Below are 15,958 nucleotides of genomic sequence, written 5' to 3'. Positions count from 1 at the left end.
GAGCGCAAGACCTCGTTCTTCAGAGCGAGGATATAAGTGAGCTGAAAAAACCACAGCACCAAACGGTGCAAGGTTGAATTGAAAGCCGCACAAAGCAAGCAAAATGAGGATAGGATTTTTTGCTTGTCGAAAGTTGGCTTTACTTGTATTTTTGTTATATAATTTTTTTTTAAGTTAAAGGAGTTTGTTCGATTTGATAACAACATATCACTACAGAATTAAAGATTCAGGGAAAGCAGGTAGAGTGCTTTCAAAGATGTCTCGTTCTGTAAATATGGTATGGAATTTTTGCAAACAAACTCAACAAGAAGCACTTAAAAATAAACCTGTTAAGTTAATAGATGATAAAAAATCAGGTGAAAAAGTTTCTATTCCGTATTTTTTAACAAAATTTGAAATGAATAATCTTGTAAGCGGAAGCTCAAAAGAGTTAGAACTGCATTCTCAAACAGTTCAATTTGTCTCTGAAGAATACATCACTCGCAGAAAACAATTTAAAACCCTTTTGCGTTGGCGTGGTAAAAAATCTCTCGGATGGGTACCATTTAAATCATCTGCAATTAAAATTCATGATGGCAAAATATCTTATAATAAAAGTGAGTTTTCTTTTTGGAACTCAAGAGAACTACCAGAAGATGCAAAAATAAAAACAGGCTCATTTTGTCAAGATAAGAGCGGTCATTGGTATTTAAATGTTGCTTTTGAAAGTGAGCAAACAGGAATTAAAAGGGATGAAGACAAAGAAATTGGAATTGATATTGGAATAAAAACTCTTGCAACATGTTCAAATGGTGAAAAGATTGATAGACCAAACTTAAGAAAAAATGCTTTAAAAAAACTTCGCTATTTAAAAAGATGCCAACGATTTGCACAAAGAAAACAATCAAAAAGTAAAAAATATCATTCTCTTCCAAAGTCAAAACAAGAAAGAAAACTGCATGTAAAAGTTGCCAATATTCGGCAAGACTATTTGCATAAGGAGTCAACAAAACTTGTTAAAAAATGTTCCCTAATTGTAGTTGGTGATGTTCCTTGTAAATTCATGAATCGCAATAAAAAGCTATCAGGAATATCACTCGATTCAGGAATAGGGATGTTTAAAAATATGTTGAAGTACAAAGCCGTTAGAGCTGCTTCAATATACAAAGAAATTTCAGAAAGAGATTCAACTCGGACGTGCTCAAAGTGTAGTGAAATACTACCACGGATCGGGCTTGGAGTAAGACACTGGAACTGTGAAAAGTGCGGAGCTGTACACGACAGAGACGTAAATGCTTCAATAAATATATTGCGAGCATACAGAGCCAGTCGTCCCTATCGGGCATGATAGGCCGACTCGTACAAAGAAAAATTCTAGCTAGTTTTTCTTTTGTATCTAGGGAATCCCCTTATTTTATTGAGGGGAGGATGTCAAAAGTTTTTAAAATAATAAAAAAAACCATTCCAATAATTAAAAAAATCCAAATTAAAGCAAGCCCTGTTAAATGATAAGTAAAAAATATAGGACTCCAAGCCCAATTAAAAATGAGTTGAACAATATATAAAGTTTTTAACTGTCGTATTTTTTTGTACTTACCATGCCAAATTGCCCAACCACTGATTGCAATCATTGTATATAAAATACTCCACACAACACCAAATAAATAATTTGGAGGTGTCAATGGTGACTTATTGATTGTTACATACCAACTATTCACACCACTTTTAGTTATACTCCCTATAATTGCACCTATCAAAATAAAACTCAAAATCCAAATTGTTAAATATATATAATTTTTATTTATTTTTAGCATTCATCACCTCATTGAGGATTTTTGATATTTACTACCCCACATTTTTTACGATATCACAATCAATTAAATAAGAAAAAATTTTTTTTAATGTATTTAGAAAAAATTGACAAAGCTATTTTTATCAGAGATATCAAAACAAAGTGTATTATTTTTTAAGAAAATAATACTATTTTTTTAAAAAAGAGCAGTTATGAAAAAAATTGTTTTATTTTATGTTTTTTTATTTTATTAAGTAACACCACATATGCATCTCAATGCTTTATTGCTATAGAAAAAAATAAAATAATCTCCAATGAGGAAAATTGCAATAAACGTTATGCACCATGTTGTACATTTAAAATTGCTTGGAGCTTAATAGACTAAACAAAAGAAGTTGAAATAAAAAAATTTCAAAAATATTTCACAAAATTTTCTTATGATAATATAGATATCTCGGGAGATAAAGATAAAAATAATGGCATCAGAAATGCTTGGCTATCAAGCTCTCTTGAGATATCAAGCTTAGAGCAAGTTACTTTTTAGAAAAATTAATTAAAATTATAGATTAAATTAATTAAAAAACTGATAAAACATAGCAATCAACATAGTTATTGCTCAAAAAACAAAAAGTATCTTTTTGAGCATTTTTTTTGACTTAATACTATGCTCAACATATAATAAAACTCATTTTGAGCAGAATAGGGGTACTATGTCAAAATCGATATTTATTGGCCGTAAAGATGAATTCGAACGCCTAGACATCTTGTATAAAAAGAAAAAACCAAGCCTCGTAGTTGTTAAAGGGCGCCGCAGAATTGGAAAAAGTAGACTTATATTTGAGTTTTCCAAAAAAATTAGACACCAAACATTTTGGAGTTTTGCAGGACTTGCCCCTCAAGAGGGGATATCAGCGCAAGAGCAAAGGGATCATTTTGCCAGACAATTATCATTGATACTAAAAATTCCGTCTATAATTTTTCACGACTGGAGTGATGCTTTTGAGCATTTAAGTCTACATATAAAGCCAGGTGATATTATCCTATTTGATGAAATTTCATGGATGGGCGCAAAAGATCCTACCTTTATTCCCAAACTCAAAGCGTGGTGGGATAAGCAAACAAGCCATCTGTTGCTTGTTTTTTGCGGATCGGTATCAACCTGGATAGAAGAAAATATATTAAAAAGCACAGCATTCTTTGGGCGTGTCAATCTAACAATAAGTTTAGAGCCATTATCTATTCCAGAAAGTGCTGAATTTTTAAGAACACTAGGGATGAACTTATCTGATTACGATATGTACAAGCTACTAAGCATTATAGGAGGTGTTCCATGGTATTTAGAACAGCTTAGTCCCCAAATTACAGCAGATGAAAATATCAAACAGCTTGCTTTTGAAAAAAATGGTTTGTTAGTAAACGAATTTGATCGGATTTTTCACGATCTATTTAGCGCCAAAGGTGCTACTTATAAGAAAATTCTAGATAGCCTCAAAGATGGGACAAGAACCTTATTAGAAATTAGGCAGAGTATAGAGTTTGCGCACAGCGGCAAGTTAAGTCAAATGATGGAGCATTTAATTATTGCAGGTTTTGTTGTTAAACAATCTTTGTGGTCTTTTAAAACAGAAAAGCCGTTAAAGCAAAGTCTGTATAGAATTTCTGATCCCTATATGAGATTTTACCTGAAAGTCATTGCGCCAAACCGAGAAGCAATTTTAAACGGTGAGTTTGATAAGGTACCACTTTCTACCATGCCAGGTTTTGATGCACACATGGGACTGCAACTCGAAGCATTGCTTTTGCAAAATCGGACATTATTACTGCAAAAATTAGGTATTTCACCTGTAGATATTGTAAGAAGTGGCCCCTACCGACAAACAAAAACGACAACCCAACAAGGATGTCAGATTGATTACTTAATCCAAACCAAAACGAATGGACTATTTATTTGCGAATTTAAATTTAAAAGACGTGAAATTAATTCTGATATAATTAATGAATGCCGAGAAAAAATATCAAGACTGAAAGCGCCCAAAGGATTTGCACGAGTGCCTGTGCTATTTCATTTAAGCGGCGTTGCAGCAAGTGTTGGAACAAGTGCCTACTTTTATAGAATTGTTGATATTGTAGATTTTTTGGAAGGGAATTAGGAGACGCGACTCTAATTGTTACTATAAAAAAACAGGGTATTTAATCACCCTGTTTTTTTATAGTAAATTTTTGTATGAAAACATACGATATGTTAAAATATCGCTTTATTTTATGAATAAAACACCGTATGATAACATACATAAGGGTGACAAACCTCAAAGGGGGTTTTATGGAAAATAAAAATACTAAGAAAAAACATGACCTTTCAGAAGAACGGGTATTAGGAAAAGCATTTTGGACAATGGCACACCTGTACGGTTTCAATAGAGAGCAGCAAGCTGGGCTACTTGGCTTACCAAACTATAGACAAAGATTGATTAAGCTTGAAAAAGAACAACTCATTCCCAAAGATGTTGATAAAAAAAATCGAGTTGGCCTACTACTAGGAATTCATAAAAACTTAAGAATATTATTCCCTTATAATCGCGAAATTGTTTATGCTTGGATGAGTAAACCACAAGAAGATCTTGGAGGCTTGGTTCCAATCGATTTTATATTAGAAAATCCTAGTCTTTCGTATGAACGTTTAGCATTTGTACGCAGAAGACTTGATTATATAAGGTGCGCAGGATGATGAAAGAGTTTGAGGGATTATTCGATTTAAAAACGGAATTTGAAGGCATCGTCTATCGTAATATTTTTACAATTTATCATTCGCAAGATTTATTTGATGATTTGAACGTAGACTCTGACTTCGCACATGATATCTTACAAAGAGCAGAAAATATCACAAGCGGAGTTTCACATGAGTTTCCTCAAAAAAACAGACTATTTGATTATGGTAAAGCGCATGGATCATGTATAAGTGACGCATTTAATCCTCCCTATACATTTGGTCGATTTGGTGATGGAAATAGTTATGGTGTTTGGTATTCCGCTACCGATGAAAAAACATCGATTTATGAAACTTTTTTTCATCAATGGCGACGAATACAATATCAGTTTAAAATTAACCCAAAAACAAATCTTATCACTATCGATCGAAAGATGTTTGCTTGCGAAGTAAAGAGCAAAGTCGTTCTCGATTTTAGAAGTCAGTTGCAGCTTCATGACAAACTGACTTCCAACGATTACGAATTTTGTATCGAACTTGGTAAAAAAGTCAAAGAGCGAAAGGTCCAAATGCTGCTTGTTCCTTCAGCAAGAAATATCGGGGGAGTGTGCTCCCCTGTTTTTTTGCCTGAAATCATAAAAAGTGAAAAAGCAATTTACTATTTAAAGTTTTATTTTCACAAAGATGGCAAAGCAGAAATCGAACGCATATCAAACAAAAAAGAAACATTTGATTTTCCATCGAGTTGGAAAGAGTGTGTTTCTGATACAAATGTTAAGTTACTGTGATTTTGCACGAATTTACTACTTTTTAAATGTGAGGAAGATGGGGGATTTTCTTTTGAACCTTAGCCAACATTACTTTTTCGGAAATGGGCTCAAGAATTAGTTTAGGTGCCTTAATTATTTTACGCGAGAATATGAACCATCAATAACGCGCACTGCAGCACAATGCTTACGGGCAGATCCTACTTCTTCAAACATGTTACGAACTTTTGCAACCATATTCTCACCAAGTTTAACATCGTTATAAAGTTTAACAGAAACAGAAGGGCATACATCGCCTTCTTCGCGAACAATAATAAGCGAAGCACCTTGACCTTCAACTTTTCCTTCAATCAAGTTTGTTTTAATTCCCTTTTTTCCTGGCTTGGCCTTTGTAATGGTCGCTGTGTTATCATTTTTGATGGTAAGAACAACGGACGCGTCGCCTTGTTTTTGGAACACCATATCGGCGTGAGCCACACCAACGAAAGATATAACAGCAACTAATACAGCCGCGAACCTAAGTCTGTATTTCATAATAATTCCAGTTTTTGATTAAAAGTAGAAATTGGCGGAGAGCGAGGGATTCGAACCCTCGGTACCCTTGCGAGCACGCCTGATTTCGAATCAGGTACATTCAACCACTCTGCCAGCTCTCCTGAGGTGGACTTGGCCTGTGTAGCATAGTTTTAAATTAAAAATCAATGGTAGGAATGTTGAATATTCTTTTTTTGTTTTGGTGCGGACGATGGTTTGTGCACCGTTTTATCTGACTTTATTTTTTTAGAAGAAAGCGCAACCGATTGATTGTGTTTTTTTGTTTTTACAGCAACACGGGTTGTTTTTTTATTTAAATTTTTAGCGTGAGCAACTTTTATTGCTGCATATTTTTTAGAATTCTTTTTTGCTGCCAAAAATTTATTGCTTGTTAAGCGATCGTATTGCCCTGTGCCTAATGATACAGGAATATACACAACCTGCCCCTTACGAAGCTTGGTGTTTAGTTTCAAATGAGAATTCGCACGCAATACAGACGATGCATTTAAGCGATATCTTGAGACAAACGCGGTCACAGTTTCGCGCCTTTTAATCCGCGCCGCAATCAAATACTTATCTGATGCCGCTGGAATTGAGTTTATGGCAAGCATCGCATGCTCATACTGGCTTGCCGGAACCTCAAGTTCAAATTTGCCTTCTGACGTTGCAGCGGGAGGTGGTGTGATCCCTAAGCGTAACTCAGGATTGAGCGCTTCTAAAACTGTTTTATCGATGTTTAGCTTCTTTGCCAAATCGGTAAGTGCAATTGAGCGACTGATCTCAATTGTTTTTGTTGCGGATGGTGGATTGCTTTCATTAATGTCAAAACCAAATTTCTCAGGATTTTTAGCAATAATCATGGCAGCAATCAGTTTTGGAACATAATCCGCCGTTTCGCGATTCACAACACCCATCGAGGTGAGCTCAAAAAAAGAAGAATCACTACCGTAGTTTCTTAACGTTCTTCTCACTAAACCTGGGCCGCCGTTATAACTTGCAGCCGCTAAATGCCAACTGCCAAATTGGTTATACAAATTGGTTAAATAATTGGCTGCAGCTTTGGTCGACTTTTTAAGATCGCGTCTCTCATCAATATAATCGTTAATTTTTAAACCATTTTCACGCGCCGTTGCAGGCATAAATTGCCAAAACCCAACAGCACCCACATAACTGAGAGCCTTAGGGCTATAGCCCGATTCAATCATAGATAAGTAAGCCAAATCTTTTGGTAATCCATAGTCTTCTAATGTTTTTTCCATTTCTGGAATTATAAAACGACCACGAGTTAACCACACAACAAAACTTTTTCTACCATTATTTTTAAAATAATTAATCCATTGTAAAACTTGATTATTAATGACAACTGGAAAATCAAATCCTGTTTTTTCGATTGATGGATAAGCCATTTTAATAAATTCATTGCTTCTTGCTTGATTTAACATTTTTTGGAGAGAGCTGGTAGATTTAAATTTTTTTCTATTTTCTGCAAGCCATTTTGAATCAAATTGTTCTTTCCAAGATTTATAGTAAACATTGTCCTCACATAACAAAATGTTATCGTCCATCAACCCTGCAGATTCGGAGTCAATTGAATTTAAAGGCAAGTCTATAGAAAGTGCTTCATCAGAGTCGGTTGAGACCAAGTTTTCTGAGTCTAGCAACTCATCGTCCGGAACAGCTAGAGAATTTTCATCCGTGTTTGCATTGTTCTCTTCGTCTAAGATAGGCTCTCCACTTAATGGAGCATATGCGGATTCATGAGAATCAAATTGAGAAGAGTTTTCATAATTTGCCGGAGTCTTCTTGGTATCCGTTTCTTTTTGTTCAGTTTTTTGCAATAAAGGATTTTGCATTGTGCTTTTTGTATTGTTTTCAATAGCCAATTCTGAGGTCGGAGATGGAATTTTTAAAATTTGATTATTACGCATACTAGACTGACAACCAGATAGTAATGGTGCAATAATAATAGGAAAAAAAACGTAAGCAAGGCATTGAGATTTAAAGTGAAATTTTTTAGCTCTAGCAGCTAAATTTAAGTATTTGATTTTATTATTATTCACTTAAAATCTCCGTTTTTATGCAACTCCTATCATCTAGTTATCGGCATGACTGTTCTGCAATTTATATGGTACAAAATTTGACCATGCGTTGATATCAACACATTCTCGCTGTTATGTTTAATCTTTGACGAAAAGAGTGTCAATAATGAAATACCTAATGCAAAAAAGTGATTACCTAATTTCAAAAATGTCGGTTACCCCGTTAACAGATTGTTCTTTATTTCATATTGATGCAATTGAAAACAAAAATATAATAAATCGCGAATCAATTCGTTTAAAAGCGCAATATAAAATTGATCCAGAAATTATTTTAAAACCAGGATTAAAATTAAGTTTAAAACATACAGGCTTATTTCAATGTATATCATGCAGCAAAGTTATTAAAAAAATATTTGATGGTTTTTGTTTTCCCTGCCTCAAAAAAAAAGCTGCCGCTGATATTTGTATAATGAGTCCAAACTTATGCCATTATCTTGCAGGAACCTGTAGGGAACCTGAGTGGGGAGAAAAATTTTGTTATCAACCTCATTATGTCTATTTATCTTATACAGATAAATATAAAGTTGGAATAACTCGTTATTCTCAAATTCCAACAAGGTGGTTTGATCAAGGCGCCACATTAGCAACAGTGTTAGCAAGAGTCACATCACGACACCAAGCGGGAACATTAGAGCATTTATTAAAAGAAATACTACACGATAAAAGTCATTGGTTAAATATGTTAAAAAATAAAAATGAAAGACCAAGTCATGAACTTTTTATCAAAAAATTTTATGAGACCAAAGAATGGCTTCTACAGAATGAATTATTTATAACCAAAAAAATTTACACAACTCCTCCTACGCATTTAAATTTATCACAAGAAATTTTAGTTTTTAATGAGCCATTAACTGTAGAATTAAATTTTGATGTCCCAAATTTTCCTGCAACTTTTAAATCAATAAATTTAGATAAAAATCCTTCAATAATGGGAGAAATTACGGGTATAAAAGGCCAGTATATTTTTATGGGAGACTATGTTTTTAACATGAGAAGGCATCAAGGTTATAAAGTTAATCTTGAAATATCTGAAAATTAATTACTTTATTTAAAATATTTATTTTTTACCATAGCAAAGTTCACTAGATTAGGTTGATATTATTAATTTATCTAAAAGTCAAATATTTATAGTAGAAATATCTAAAAAAAATTTAAATCGTTAAAGCTTCTTATCGGAGTTCACTTATATTATAAAATAAAAATTAAAAAGTAATTTTTTTTAAAGTTTTGCAAACAATTTTAAAAATTAAATAATAATATTTAAAATTGTGTGCAAAATATAATTTAACTTTTTTTACAGGTACTTATTCCAAACAATTGATAAGGAGGACACCAACCAATTAATCCTGTTAACACAGGTATTAAACCTAATAAAAACCAATAACTGGCAGGCCCCCAAAAAGCCAAGGAAAAGACTACCAATCCAACAACAACTCTAATAACTCTTTCCACTGGATGTATATTAACTTTCATAACCTGTGTTCTTTCTGAGTTTATAAATAAAGTAACTGCGCCTTAAAAAAGTTTAATACATTATTTCAAAAAAAGAAACTCAGATTAAAGAAAATGATTTAGAATAGAATTATTAATCATTAGAAGATTTTTCTGCCAAATATATATTTAATGACAAATCTGCCAAATTGCCTGCCTTATCAAATTTGGAGTGTTGGTAGTCAGGAGTTGCTTCTACATTATAGTCGGAAATAAATACCTTAGGATGCTCACCATTAAAATATGCGCTCATATTCCAAAGGGTTGCACCAGTTACAATAGAAATTGAACCTTCAGAGAGTAAAGCAGGTTGCGCATGAATAAGTTCTTTAAAAATCCCAAATTTTGTTACTTTAGTTTGATAAAGCCAACCAGTCCAGTCATAATTATCTATGTAAATTGTTGAGGTTCCATTTGGCTCAATAGAAAATAAACTCATATCATCTGGCTTTTTTCCATCGTTAGAAATAAAAGGGGTATTACTAATATTATTGTCCCCAGAAAAAGATAACAATAAGTTATTATTAGTATAATTCTTAATTGTAACTTTTGCACCGTAAAGATATGCAAACGCATTGAAACTAAAAAAAGACATCATTGTAAAAATAGCCAAAGATAAAAACTTTAACTTCATAACATTTCTCCTAGAAAATCAACATTTACAACAAAAAAACGTTAAAAAACTAATTTTATTTATAACATAGTCAATAATTAAATCGTGACTATTTGATAAAAATAAACACTTTTTTAACAAAATTTCTAATAAAATAAGTTACTATGCGAGTCAATAATTATTTTTTACATTTTTATAGATAACTATTGCTTGTAATATATGATGATTTATTAAAATTAAATTAATTAATTACCAAAAAAATCATAAATAGCAAAAATTTTTTTAATTTTTTGCTATTTATTTAATGGTATAGGCTTAATAATTATAGAGTAATTATATTGAAATGTTTAGTTTATTTATTAGTGAATTTTACTTTTGCAAGAATGGTTTAATAACAAAATTGAGGGATTTTCATCCCTTCATAAATCTGATGTAGCTTTAAACCACAAACATATCTTACAGTTAATGTCAAATCAGCGAAATCTCCCACGGCAGTATCAAAATTAGCAGAATATAAATCAGGCGTTGCTTCCACTCTATAGTACAAAGGCATTTTTTCTGAGGTATGTTTAAAATAGTTAAGACGTGGAAATCTTTTATCAAAATATGCATACATATAAGCATGTTCTTGACCTATATCATCAATCACTTTGCTACCTTTTATATAAAAGAAATTACCAGAATTACTAGGAGTATCAGCACTACTAGTACTGCCACGACTATCAACACTATAATTACTATCAGTAATTTCTAGAAAATCCTGATTCTCTAAATGCTTCTTTACTTGGCTAAAAGAATAAAACACATTAAAATCATCTATTATTTGTTCTGGAGGAGTTGAAGGTGGATAATGATGAACTTGCTTTTCATAATAATCTTCCAGACTTTTATAAACAGACATATCTTTAACAATTGGTGATGGTTCTTTAGGAACTAATAACTTTTTACTGTAAATTGCGTAACGAATAGTAATTTTTTCGTGACTAGATACATTATCTACATAAACTATTTTCTTTGAATTTGGTTTTAAAGGAACTCTTACCCTGGCAATTGTTGTTATTAAATTTATAGATTTATTACCAGAAGGATCTTCATGAATAAAATTAAATTTTGCACCTCTCAATGCTGCAGGAAAAAAAACTACTTCTAAATCATCCTCTGTATCGTTATTAATAGTCACTTTTGCACCATAAAGATGCGCAAAGGCATTGAAACTAAAAAAAGTAGATATTATTAAAAGAAAAATACACATAATATTTAAATTCATAAAATACTCCATTAAATAAAAAATACTTAAAATATCAAATTCACTATTTTTGAATAATTAATTATTTTATTGAGGATTCATCACTATACATAGTTAATGTCAACTCACTAAAATTACCGAAAACATGATCAAGTTTACAATGACCATAATCTGGTGTTGCTTTAACTCTATAGTGAGAAGTTTCTTTATATTGATAAAATAACTGTGGATTTTCATCATTAAAATGTGCGCACATTAAATAATCAAATGTCGTCTCAGTAGTAGGAATAGCTTTTATGTTAATTTTACCACTAGTAATTACTGCCATTGGCTTGAAAGGATGAGTTCTCCCTGGACGAATTACAGGCTCGATACCAATGTCCCTCACCAATGAGTAATATGTAATTGAATTTCTTCGATCAAAATAATTAACTTTACCAGTACCATAAAAATTATCTAAATAAACTATAGTCGTTGAGTTTGCTTTTAAATGAATTCTACCAGACTGTTCTCTTTTTCTAGGAGACTGTTCTATTTTTCTAGGATTATCTAATATAAGAGATTGATCCATATTTATATTATTCTCTACACTTACAAGACATAAAAATAAATCATCATCTGTTTTGTTATGAATTGTAACCTTTGCACCATAAAGAAATGCATAGAGATTGAAGCTAATAAAAGCAGATATCATTGTTAAAGAAATTATACATATCGTATTAAATTTCATAAATTTCTCCGTTAAAAATAAATATTAAAATATCACACCACCCCCTCCCCATTAATTAAATCATAACTAAACCATAAAAAACAAAAATTCTTGACGAATACTCTTTAAAATATAACAAGATATAAGTCAACAATGTATTAGTATATTTTATAACTCATTGTTACTTTTGTTGTATAGTTATACTATAATAATTATTATATTAATTAACAGAAAATAAAGAGATTATATAAGCAATACAGTTTAATATCTTATTTTAATGCATATAAAATTTAAATACGATTAAAAAAACAAGTATATTTTATTATAAAAAATTGATTTACGTTTAGTTAGAAAAAGAAAGGTGGATTTTAATACAATACTAAAATTTAACTCTTCATATTTATAAATTGCATCGGAATTTTTAGCTCTTGCTGCTTTTCTTTTAAGAGCGCAATAACACTTTGCAAGTCATCTATCTTTTTTCCAGTCACTCGTATTTGCTTATCTTGAATTTGCGCATCGACTTTTAATTTAGAGTCTTTAATAGCTTTAGTAATCTTCTTGGCAATTTCTTTTTCTATACCCTGTTTGATTCGAATTGATTGACTCAATAGCATACCGCCAACGGGTTTAATTTTATCGACATCTAAAGAAACTAAATCTATGCCTCTTTTTAATAATTTAGAATTTATAATATCTGCCATTGCCATCACATGAGATTCAGAATCAGCGGTAAGTTTCATTTCAAATTTTTGTTTGTCTAAACTAAGCTCGTACTTTTTACCCTTAAAATCATAACGTGATGCCAATTCCTTTTGCGCTTGATTGACTGCATTATCAACTTCTTGAACGCTCACTTCAGAAACTATATCAAAACTTGGCATAAAAAACCTCTTAAACAAACAGCTTAAAACTAATCGAGCGAAACATAGATGACACTTGCATCTTGCTCTACCCGTATTTCTACAGAATATACGTTTAATGGAACACATGCTGGAGGGGCTTTTACAGCACCCCTCTCAACAATAGAAAAAACTGCCTTATGAAAGGGGCATGTTATTTCTGCTGCCTCTGCATTCCATTTGCCTTTTTCAAGAGGCTTGTCAGCATGATTACAATTGTTATCGAACGCCCAAACTTTATCAAAGTGCAAGGATTTTACCAATAAAATTTCTAAGCCATCTACCAAAAATTGAGTTGGTTTTTCAAAAGGCAATTCACTAAGTTCACAAACTCTAAAAAAAGACATAACAAAAACTACTTTTTTTAATTTAATTTAGAAAGATGAATATCAACCATGCATTCTGCCAAAGAAGAAAATACATGCTCTTCTTCTAAATGCAATAAAGCTTCTAATGCAAAGCTTTTAACAATCATCTGTTGCGCTTCGCGTTGAGAAAAACCACGAGTCGCTAAATAATACAACTGCTTTTTATCAATTTCTCCGGTTGCACTACCATGCTTGCACACAACATCATTCGGTAAAATTTCAAGACGTGGAGACGCATCAACTCGTGCATTCTTACTCAACAAAAGATTTTTATTCAGTTGTAATGCCGTTGTTTTAGGTGCACTTTTATCGATAACAACCAATCCTTGAAAAACAGAACGACTTCTCCCTGCAAGAATCATTTTTAAATTCAATTGAGAACTGGTGTGCGGCTTTTTGTGATGCTGAATGGGTTCGTAATCAAACTTTCCATTTAAAGCAATCACTGTTGCGGCAGACTTCACTTCAACATGCGCTCCTTCAACTAAAATGTTTGAAGTCACCCGACACTGCCCCTGCGGAATAAAAAGTTGGCAATCGTAAAATTTTGCCTGGTCACTAAGTTTTACAATTCGCTCTAGGAGAACTGTTGCATTTTTTACGTTAAGATCTGAATTGTGATACCAAAGCTGTTTTAAAGTCGCATGGCTCTCGAGTTCTAAGGTGTGTCGCAAATAAGCAAATCCCGCAGCACCATCAAATAATGCAAAATCAACAGTACTTGCTTCTGCAATCACACACTTTAAAGCGGTATAAGATTGATTAAACGAGGGCGATAAATTGTTTGCAATAATTAATAACGGAATTTCTTGATTTACAGACTCAACTCTAATTTTAATTTCATGAGGAGAGCTTAATTTTAAGCGACTGCCTAAAGCAAAACCAATATCACTTCTTGGGGCGACAGATTCAACGTCATAGGGGCTCGAAGAAATTTCAACAAAAGATTTCAGTTGTTTTGCAGTATAGGCTTCAACAGAACCATGATTTATTTCTACAAAAATAATACGATGCAGTTCTTTAAATAAAGACTGTTTTCCATTATTTCCTAATAACACATCAAGCTTTTGTAATTGAGAAAATTGCTCATCAAATGCTCGGTAAGAAACTTTCCATGGAAAAAATTTTTTGTCGCAAGTGTCTAAAATAGAGCCACCCTGAAAATTTAACACCTCAGATTCAGGCAAAAAGAAACTTTCAGGATTTGTTTTGCGCCAACTTTCTTCGGGATATTGTGGACACATTGCAAGCTTTGGTGCGTTAAGCGGATCGAAAGACATAATATTAACCCACCCCTTCAAATTCAATTTCAATCAAACGATTTAATTCTACTGCATATTCCATAGGCAATTCTTTAACAAACTCTTCAATAAAGCCATTGACAACCATTAAAGTGGCTTGGCGTTCAGAAAAACCACGACTTGTTAGATAATAAATTTGCTCATCACTCACGCGGCTCACACTTGCTTCGTGACCAACCTCTGTTCCTTCTTGTTCTTCAATTTCCATTGTTGGATAAGTTACAGAAGCAGAATTATCATCCATCAGCAATGCATCACATTGCACCTTACTTTTGCATCCCTTCATTCCCTTAGGGATTTTGACTAAACCACGATAGGTTGTATGCCCGCCATCTTTTGAAATCGATTTTGAGGTAATAACGCTTGATGTATTAGGTGCTGCGTGAATGATTTTAGCTCCTGCATCTTGATGCATATGTTTCCCTGCAAACGCTACAGATAAAATTTCTCCACGAGCACCTGGTCCCATTAAATACACAGCAGGGTACTTCATCGTTAGTTTTGAGCCAATGTTTCCATCAACCCACTCAACCAACGCATTGTCGTATGCATAGGCTCTTTTAGTCACTAAATTAAAAATATTTTTTGACCAATTTTGTATTGTTGTATACCTAATTTTTGCATTTTTCATTGCAATCAATTCGACCACTGCAGAATGCAAAGAATCAGAGCGATAAACAGGAGCCGTGCACCCTTCGATGTAATGAACAGAAGAACCTTCGTCAGCAATAATTAATGTTCTTTCAAATTGCCCCATATTTTCTGTGTTAATTCTAAAATATGCTTGCAGAGGAATTTCAACATGCACACCTTTTGGCACATAAATAAAACTACCACCACTCCATACAGCGGTATTTAATGCAGCAAATTTATTATCGTGTGCAGGAATGACTGTGGCAAAATATTTTTTTACAATTTCTGAATGTTCACGCAAGCCCGTGTCCATATCAAAAAAAAGCACACCCTTTTCTTCGAGACTTTTTTGCATACTATGGTACACAACTTCAGATTCAAATTGTGCCGAAACACCTGCCAAAAATTTTCGCTCCGCCTCAGGTATTCCTAAACGCTCAAAGGTGTCTTTAATTTCTGAAGGAACTTCATCCCAACTTGTGCCCACACGTTCTGTAGGACGAACAAAGTAATGGATATTTGTAAAATCAATTTCATTTAAAGAATTTGTATCACCCCAGGTTGGCATTGGCTTTTGATTAAAAATTTCTAACGCATTAAGTCTAATATCTAGCATCCACTGCGGCTCACGTTTAAATTGAGAAATTTCTGTGACAATTTCTTTTGTCAAACCTGCTGATGATTTTGCTCCTTTAAAGATATAATTTTCTTTAACATGAAAGCCATATTTGTATTCATCTAACATGCCAACTTGAGAAGCATCAAAGTTTTCAATTTCATCTTTTTTATTATTTTTCATAAGAAAAACCTTAAATTTGAT

Annotated in this window: 17 protein-coding genes and 1 tRNA gene; 6 read left to right on the top strand and 12 right to left on the bottom strand. The window is 32.7% G+C overall.

Going from position 1 to position 15,958, the window contains the following annotated elements:
• Window positions 1-193: 193 nt before the first annotated feature.
• The gene (locus Spiro2_RS04620) at window positions 194-1,327 is read left to right on the top strand and encodes a transposase (protein ID WP_338637372.1); all 1,134 of its coding nucleotides are present in this window, start codon (window positions 194-196) and stop codon (window positions 1,325-1,327) included.
• Between the two features lie 61 nt (window positions 1,328-1,388).
• Here the strand turns inward: Spiro2_RS04620 and Spiro2_RS04615 are convergent, their stop codons facing one another.
• Window positions 1,389-1,793, bottom strand: a complete 405-nt coding sequence (locus Spiro2_RS04615) for a TspO/MBR family protein (protein WP_338637371.1) — start codon at window positions 1,791-1,793, stop codon at window positions 1,389-1,391.
• A gap of 378 nt (window positions 1,794-2,171) precedes the next feature.
• On the opposite strand from Spiro2_RS04615, the gene Spiro2_RS12730 reads away from it, so the two are divergent.
• The 4 genes from Spiro2_RS12730 to Spiro2_RS04600 all read left to right on the top strand — a co-directional run bounded on the left by Spiro2_RS12730 (window position 2,172) and on the right by Spiro2_RS04600 (window position 5,263).
• Window positions 2,172-2,315: a penicillin-binding transpeptidase domain-containing protein gene (locus tag Spiro2_RS12730; protein ID WP_422398026.1), complete on the top strand. Its 144-nt coding sequence runs from the start codon at window positions 2,172-2,174 to the stop codon at window positions 2,313-2,315.
• Between the two features lie 166 nt (window positions 2,316-2,481).
• Window positions 2,482-3,921 (top strand): AAA family ATPase, encoded by a 1,440-nt coding sequence (locus Spiro2_RS04610; RefSeq protein ID WP_338637370.1) that lies wholly within the window; start codon window positions 2,482-2,484, stop codon window positions 3,919-3,921.
• 170 nt (window positions 3,922-4,091) lie between these two features.
• Window positions 4,092-4,496 carry an antitoxin Xre/MbcA/ParS toxin-binding domain-containing protein gene (locus Spiro2_RS04605; protein WP_338637369.1) on the top strand — a complete coding sequence of 135 codons (405 nt, stop codon included), beginning with the start codon at window positions 4,092-4,094 and terminating at the stop codon, window positions 4,494-4,496.
• Window positions 4,493-5,263 carry an RES family NAD+ phosphorylase gene (locus tag Spiro2_RS04600; RefSeq protein WP_338637368.1) on the top strand — a complete coding sequence of 257 codons (771 nt, stop codon included), beginning with the start codon at window positions 4,493-4,495 and terminating at the stop codon, window positions 5,261-5,263. Before Spiro2_RS04605 ends, Spiro2_RS04600 begins: the two co-directional genes overlap by 4 nt.
• A gap of 114 nt (window positions 5,264-5,377) precedes the next feature.
• Here Spiro2_RS04600 and Spiro2_RS04595 read toward each other — a convergent pair whose 3' ends face one another.
• The 3 genes from Spiro2_RS04595 to Spiro2_RS04585 all read right to left on the bottom strand — a co-directional run bounded on the left by Spiro2_RS04595 (window position 5,378) and on the right by Spiro2_RS04585 (window position 7,836).
• Entirely contained in the window at window positions 5,378-5,704 is a 327-nt protein-coding gene (locus tag Spiro2_RS04595; protein ID WP_338637367.1) for a hypothetical protein, read from the bottom strand.
• A 104-nt stretch (window positions 5,705-5,808) separates the two neighbouring features.
• Window positions 5,809-5,898: transfer RNA gene (locus Spiro2_RS04590), tRNA-Ser, on the bottom strand.
• Between the two features lie 42 nt (window positions 5,899-5,940).
• Complete coding sequence (locus Spiro2_RS04585) at window positions 5,941-7,836, bottom strand: lytic transglycosylase domain-containing protein (RefSeq protein ID WP_338637366.1); 1,896 nt, start codon at window positions 7,834-7,836, stop codon at window positions 5,941-5,943.
• Window positions 7,837-7,993: 157 nt separating this feature from the next.
• On the opposite strand from Spiro2_RS04585, the gene Spiro2_RS04580 reads away from it, so the two are divergent.
• Window positions 7,994-8,914, top strand: a complete 921-nt coding sequence (locus tag Spiro2_RS04580) for a DUF2797 domain-containing protein (RefSeq protein ID WP_338637365.1) — start codon at window positions 7,994-7,996, stop codon at window positions 8,912-8,914.
• Between the two features lie 245 nt (window positions 8,915-9,159).
• Here Spiro2_RS04580 and Spiro2_RS04575 read toward each other — a convergent pair whose 3' ends face one another.
• The 8 genes from Spiro2_RS04575 to sufB form a co-directional block, all read right to left on the bottom strand.
• Window positions 9,160-9,348: a YgaP family membrane protein gene (locus Spiro2_RS04575; protein WP_338637364.1), complete on the bottom strand. Its 189-nt coding sequence runs from the start codon at window positions 9,346-9,348 to the stop codon at window positions 9,160-9,162.
• Between the two features lie 112 nt (window positions 9,349-9,460).
• A complete protein-coding gene (locus Spiro2_RS04570) occupies window positions 9,461-10,000 on the bottom strand; it encodes a hypothetical protein (RefSeq protein ID WP_338637363.1) in 540 nt (179 codons plus the stop codon).
• Window positions 10,001-10,367: 367 nt separating this feature from the next.
• Entirely contained in the window at window positions 10,368-11,246 is an 879-nt protein-coding gene (locus Spiro2_RS04565) for a hypothetical protein (protein ID WP_338637362.1), read from the bottom strand.
• 61 nt (window positions 11,247-11,307) lie between these two features.
• Window positions 11,308-11,955, bottom strand: a complete 648-nt coding sequence (locus Spiro2_RS04560; RefSeq protein ID WP_338637361.1) for a hypothetical protein — start codon at window positions 11,953-11,955, stop codon at window positions 11,308-11,310.
• Between the two features lie 365 nt (window positions 11,956-12,320).
• A complete protein-coding gene (locus tag Spiro2_RS04555) occupies window positions 12,321-12,818 on the bottom strand; it encodes a YajQ family cyclic di-GMP-binding protein (protein ID WP_338637359.1) in 498 nt (165 codons plus the stop codon).
• A 29-nt stretch (window positions 12,819-12,847) separates the two neighbouring features.
• The gene (locus Spiro2_RS04550) at window positions 12,848-13,183 is read right to left on the bottom strand and encodes a Rieske (2Fe-2S) protein (RefSeq protein ID WP_338637358.1); all 336 of its coding nucleotides are present in this window, start codon (window positions 13,181-13,183) and stop codon (window positions 12,848-12,850) included.
• Window positions 13,184-13,200: 17 nt separating this feature from the next.
• Window positions 13,201-14,484, bottom strand: a complete 1,284-nt coding sequence (locus tag Spiro2_RS04545) for a SufD family Fe-S cluster assembly protein (protein WP_338637356.1) — start codon at window positions 14,482-14,484, stop codon at window positions 13,201-13,203.
• Window positions 14,485-14,488: 4 nt separating this feature from the next.
• A complete protein-coding gene (gene sufB / locus Spiro2_RS04540; RefSeq protein WP_338637354.1) occupies window positions 14,489-15,937 on the bottom strand; it encodes a Fe-S cluster assembly protein SufB in 1,449 nt (482 codons plus the stop codon).
• Between the last annotated feature and the right edge of the window lie 21 nt (window positions 15,938-15,958).

The organism is Spirobacillus cienkowskii, assembly GCF_037081835.1.
Lineage (GTDB): Bacteria > Bdellovibrionota_B > Oligoflexia > Silvanigrellales > Silvanigrellaceae > Silvanigrella > Silvanigrella cienkowskii.
Note: the sequence above shows the minus strand (reverse complement) of the source record. Positions and strands in the feature narration are given on the sequence as shown.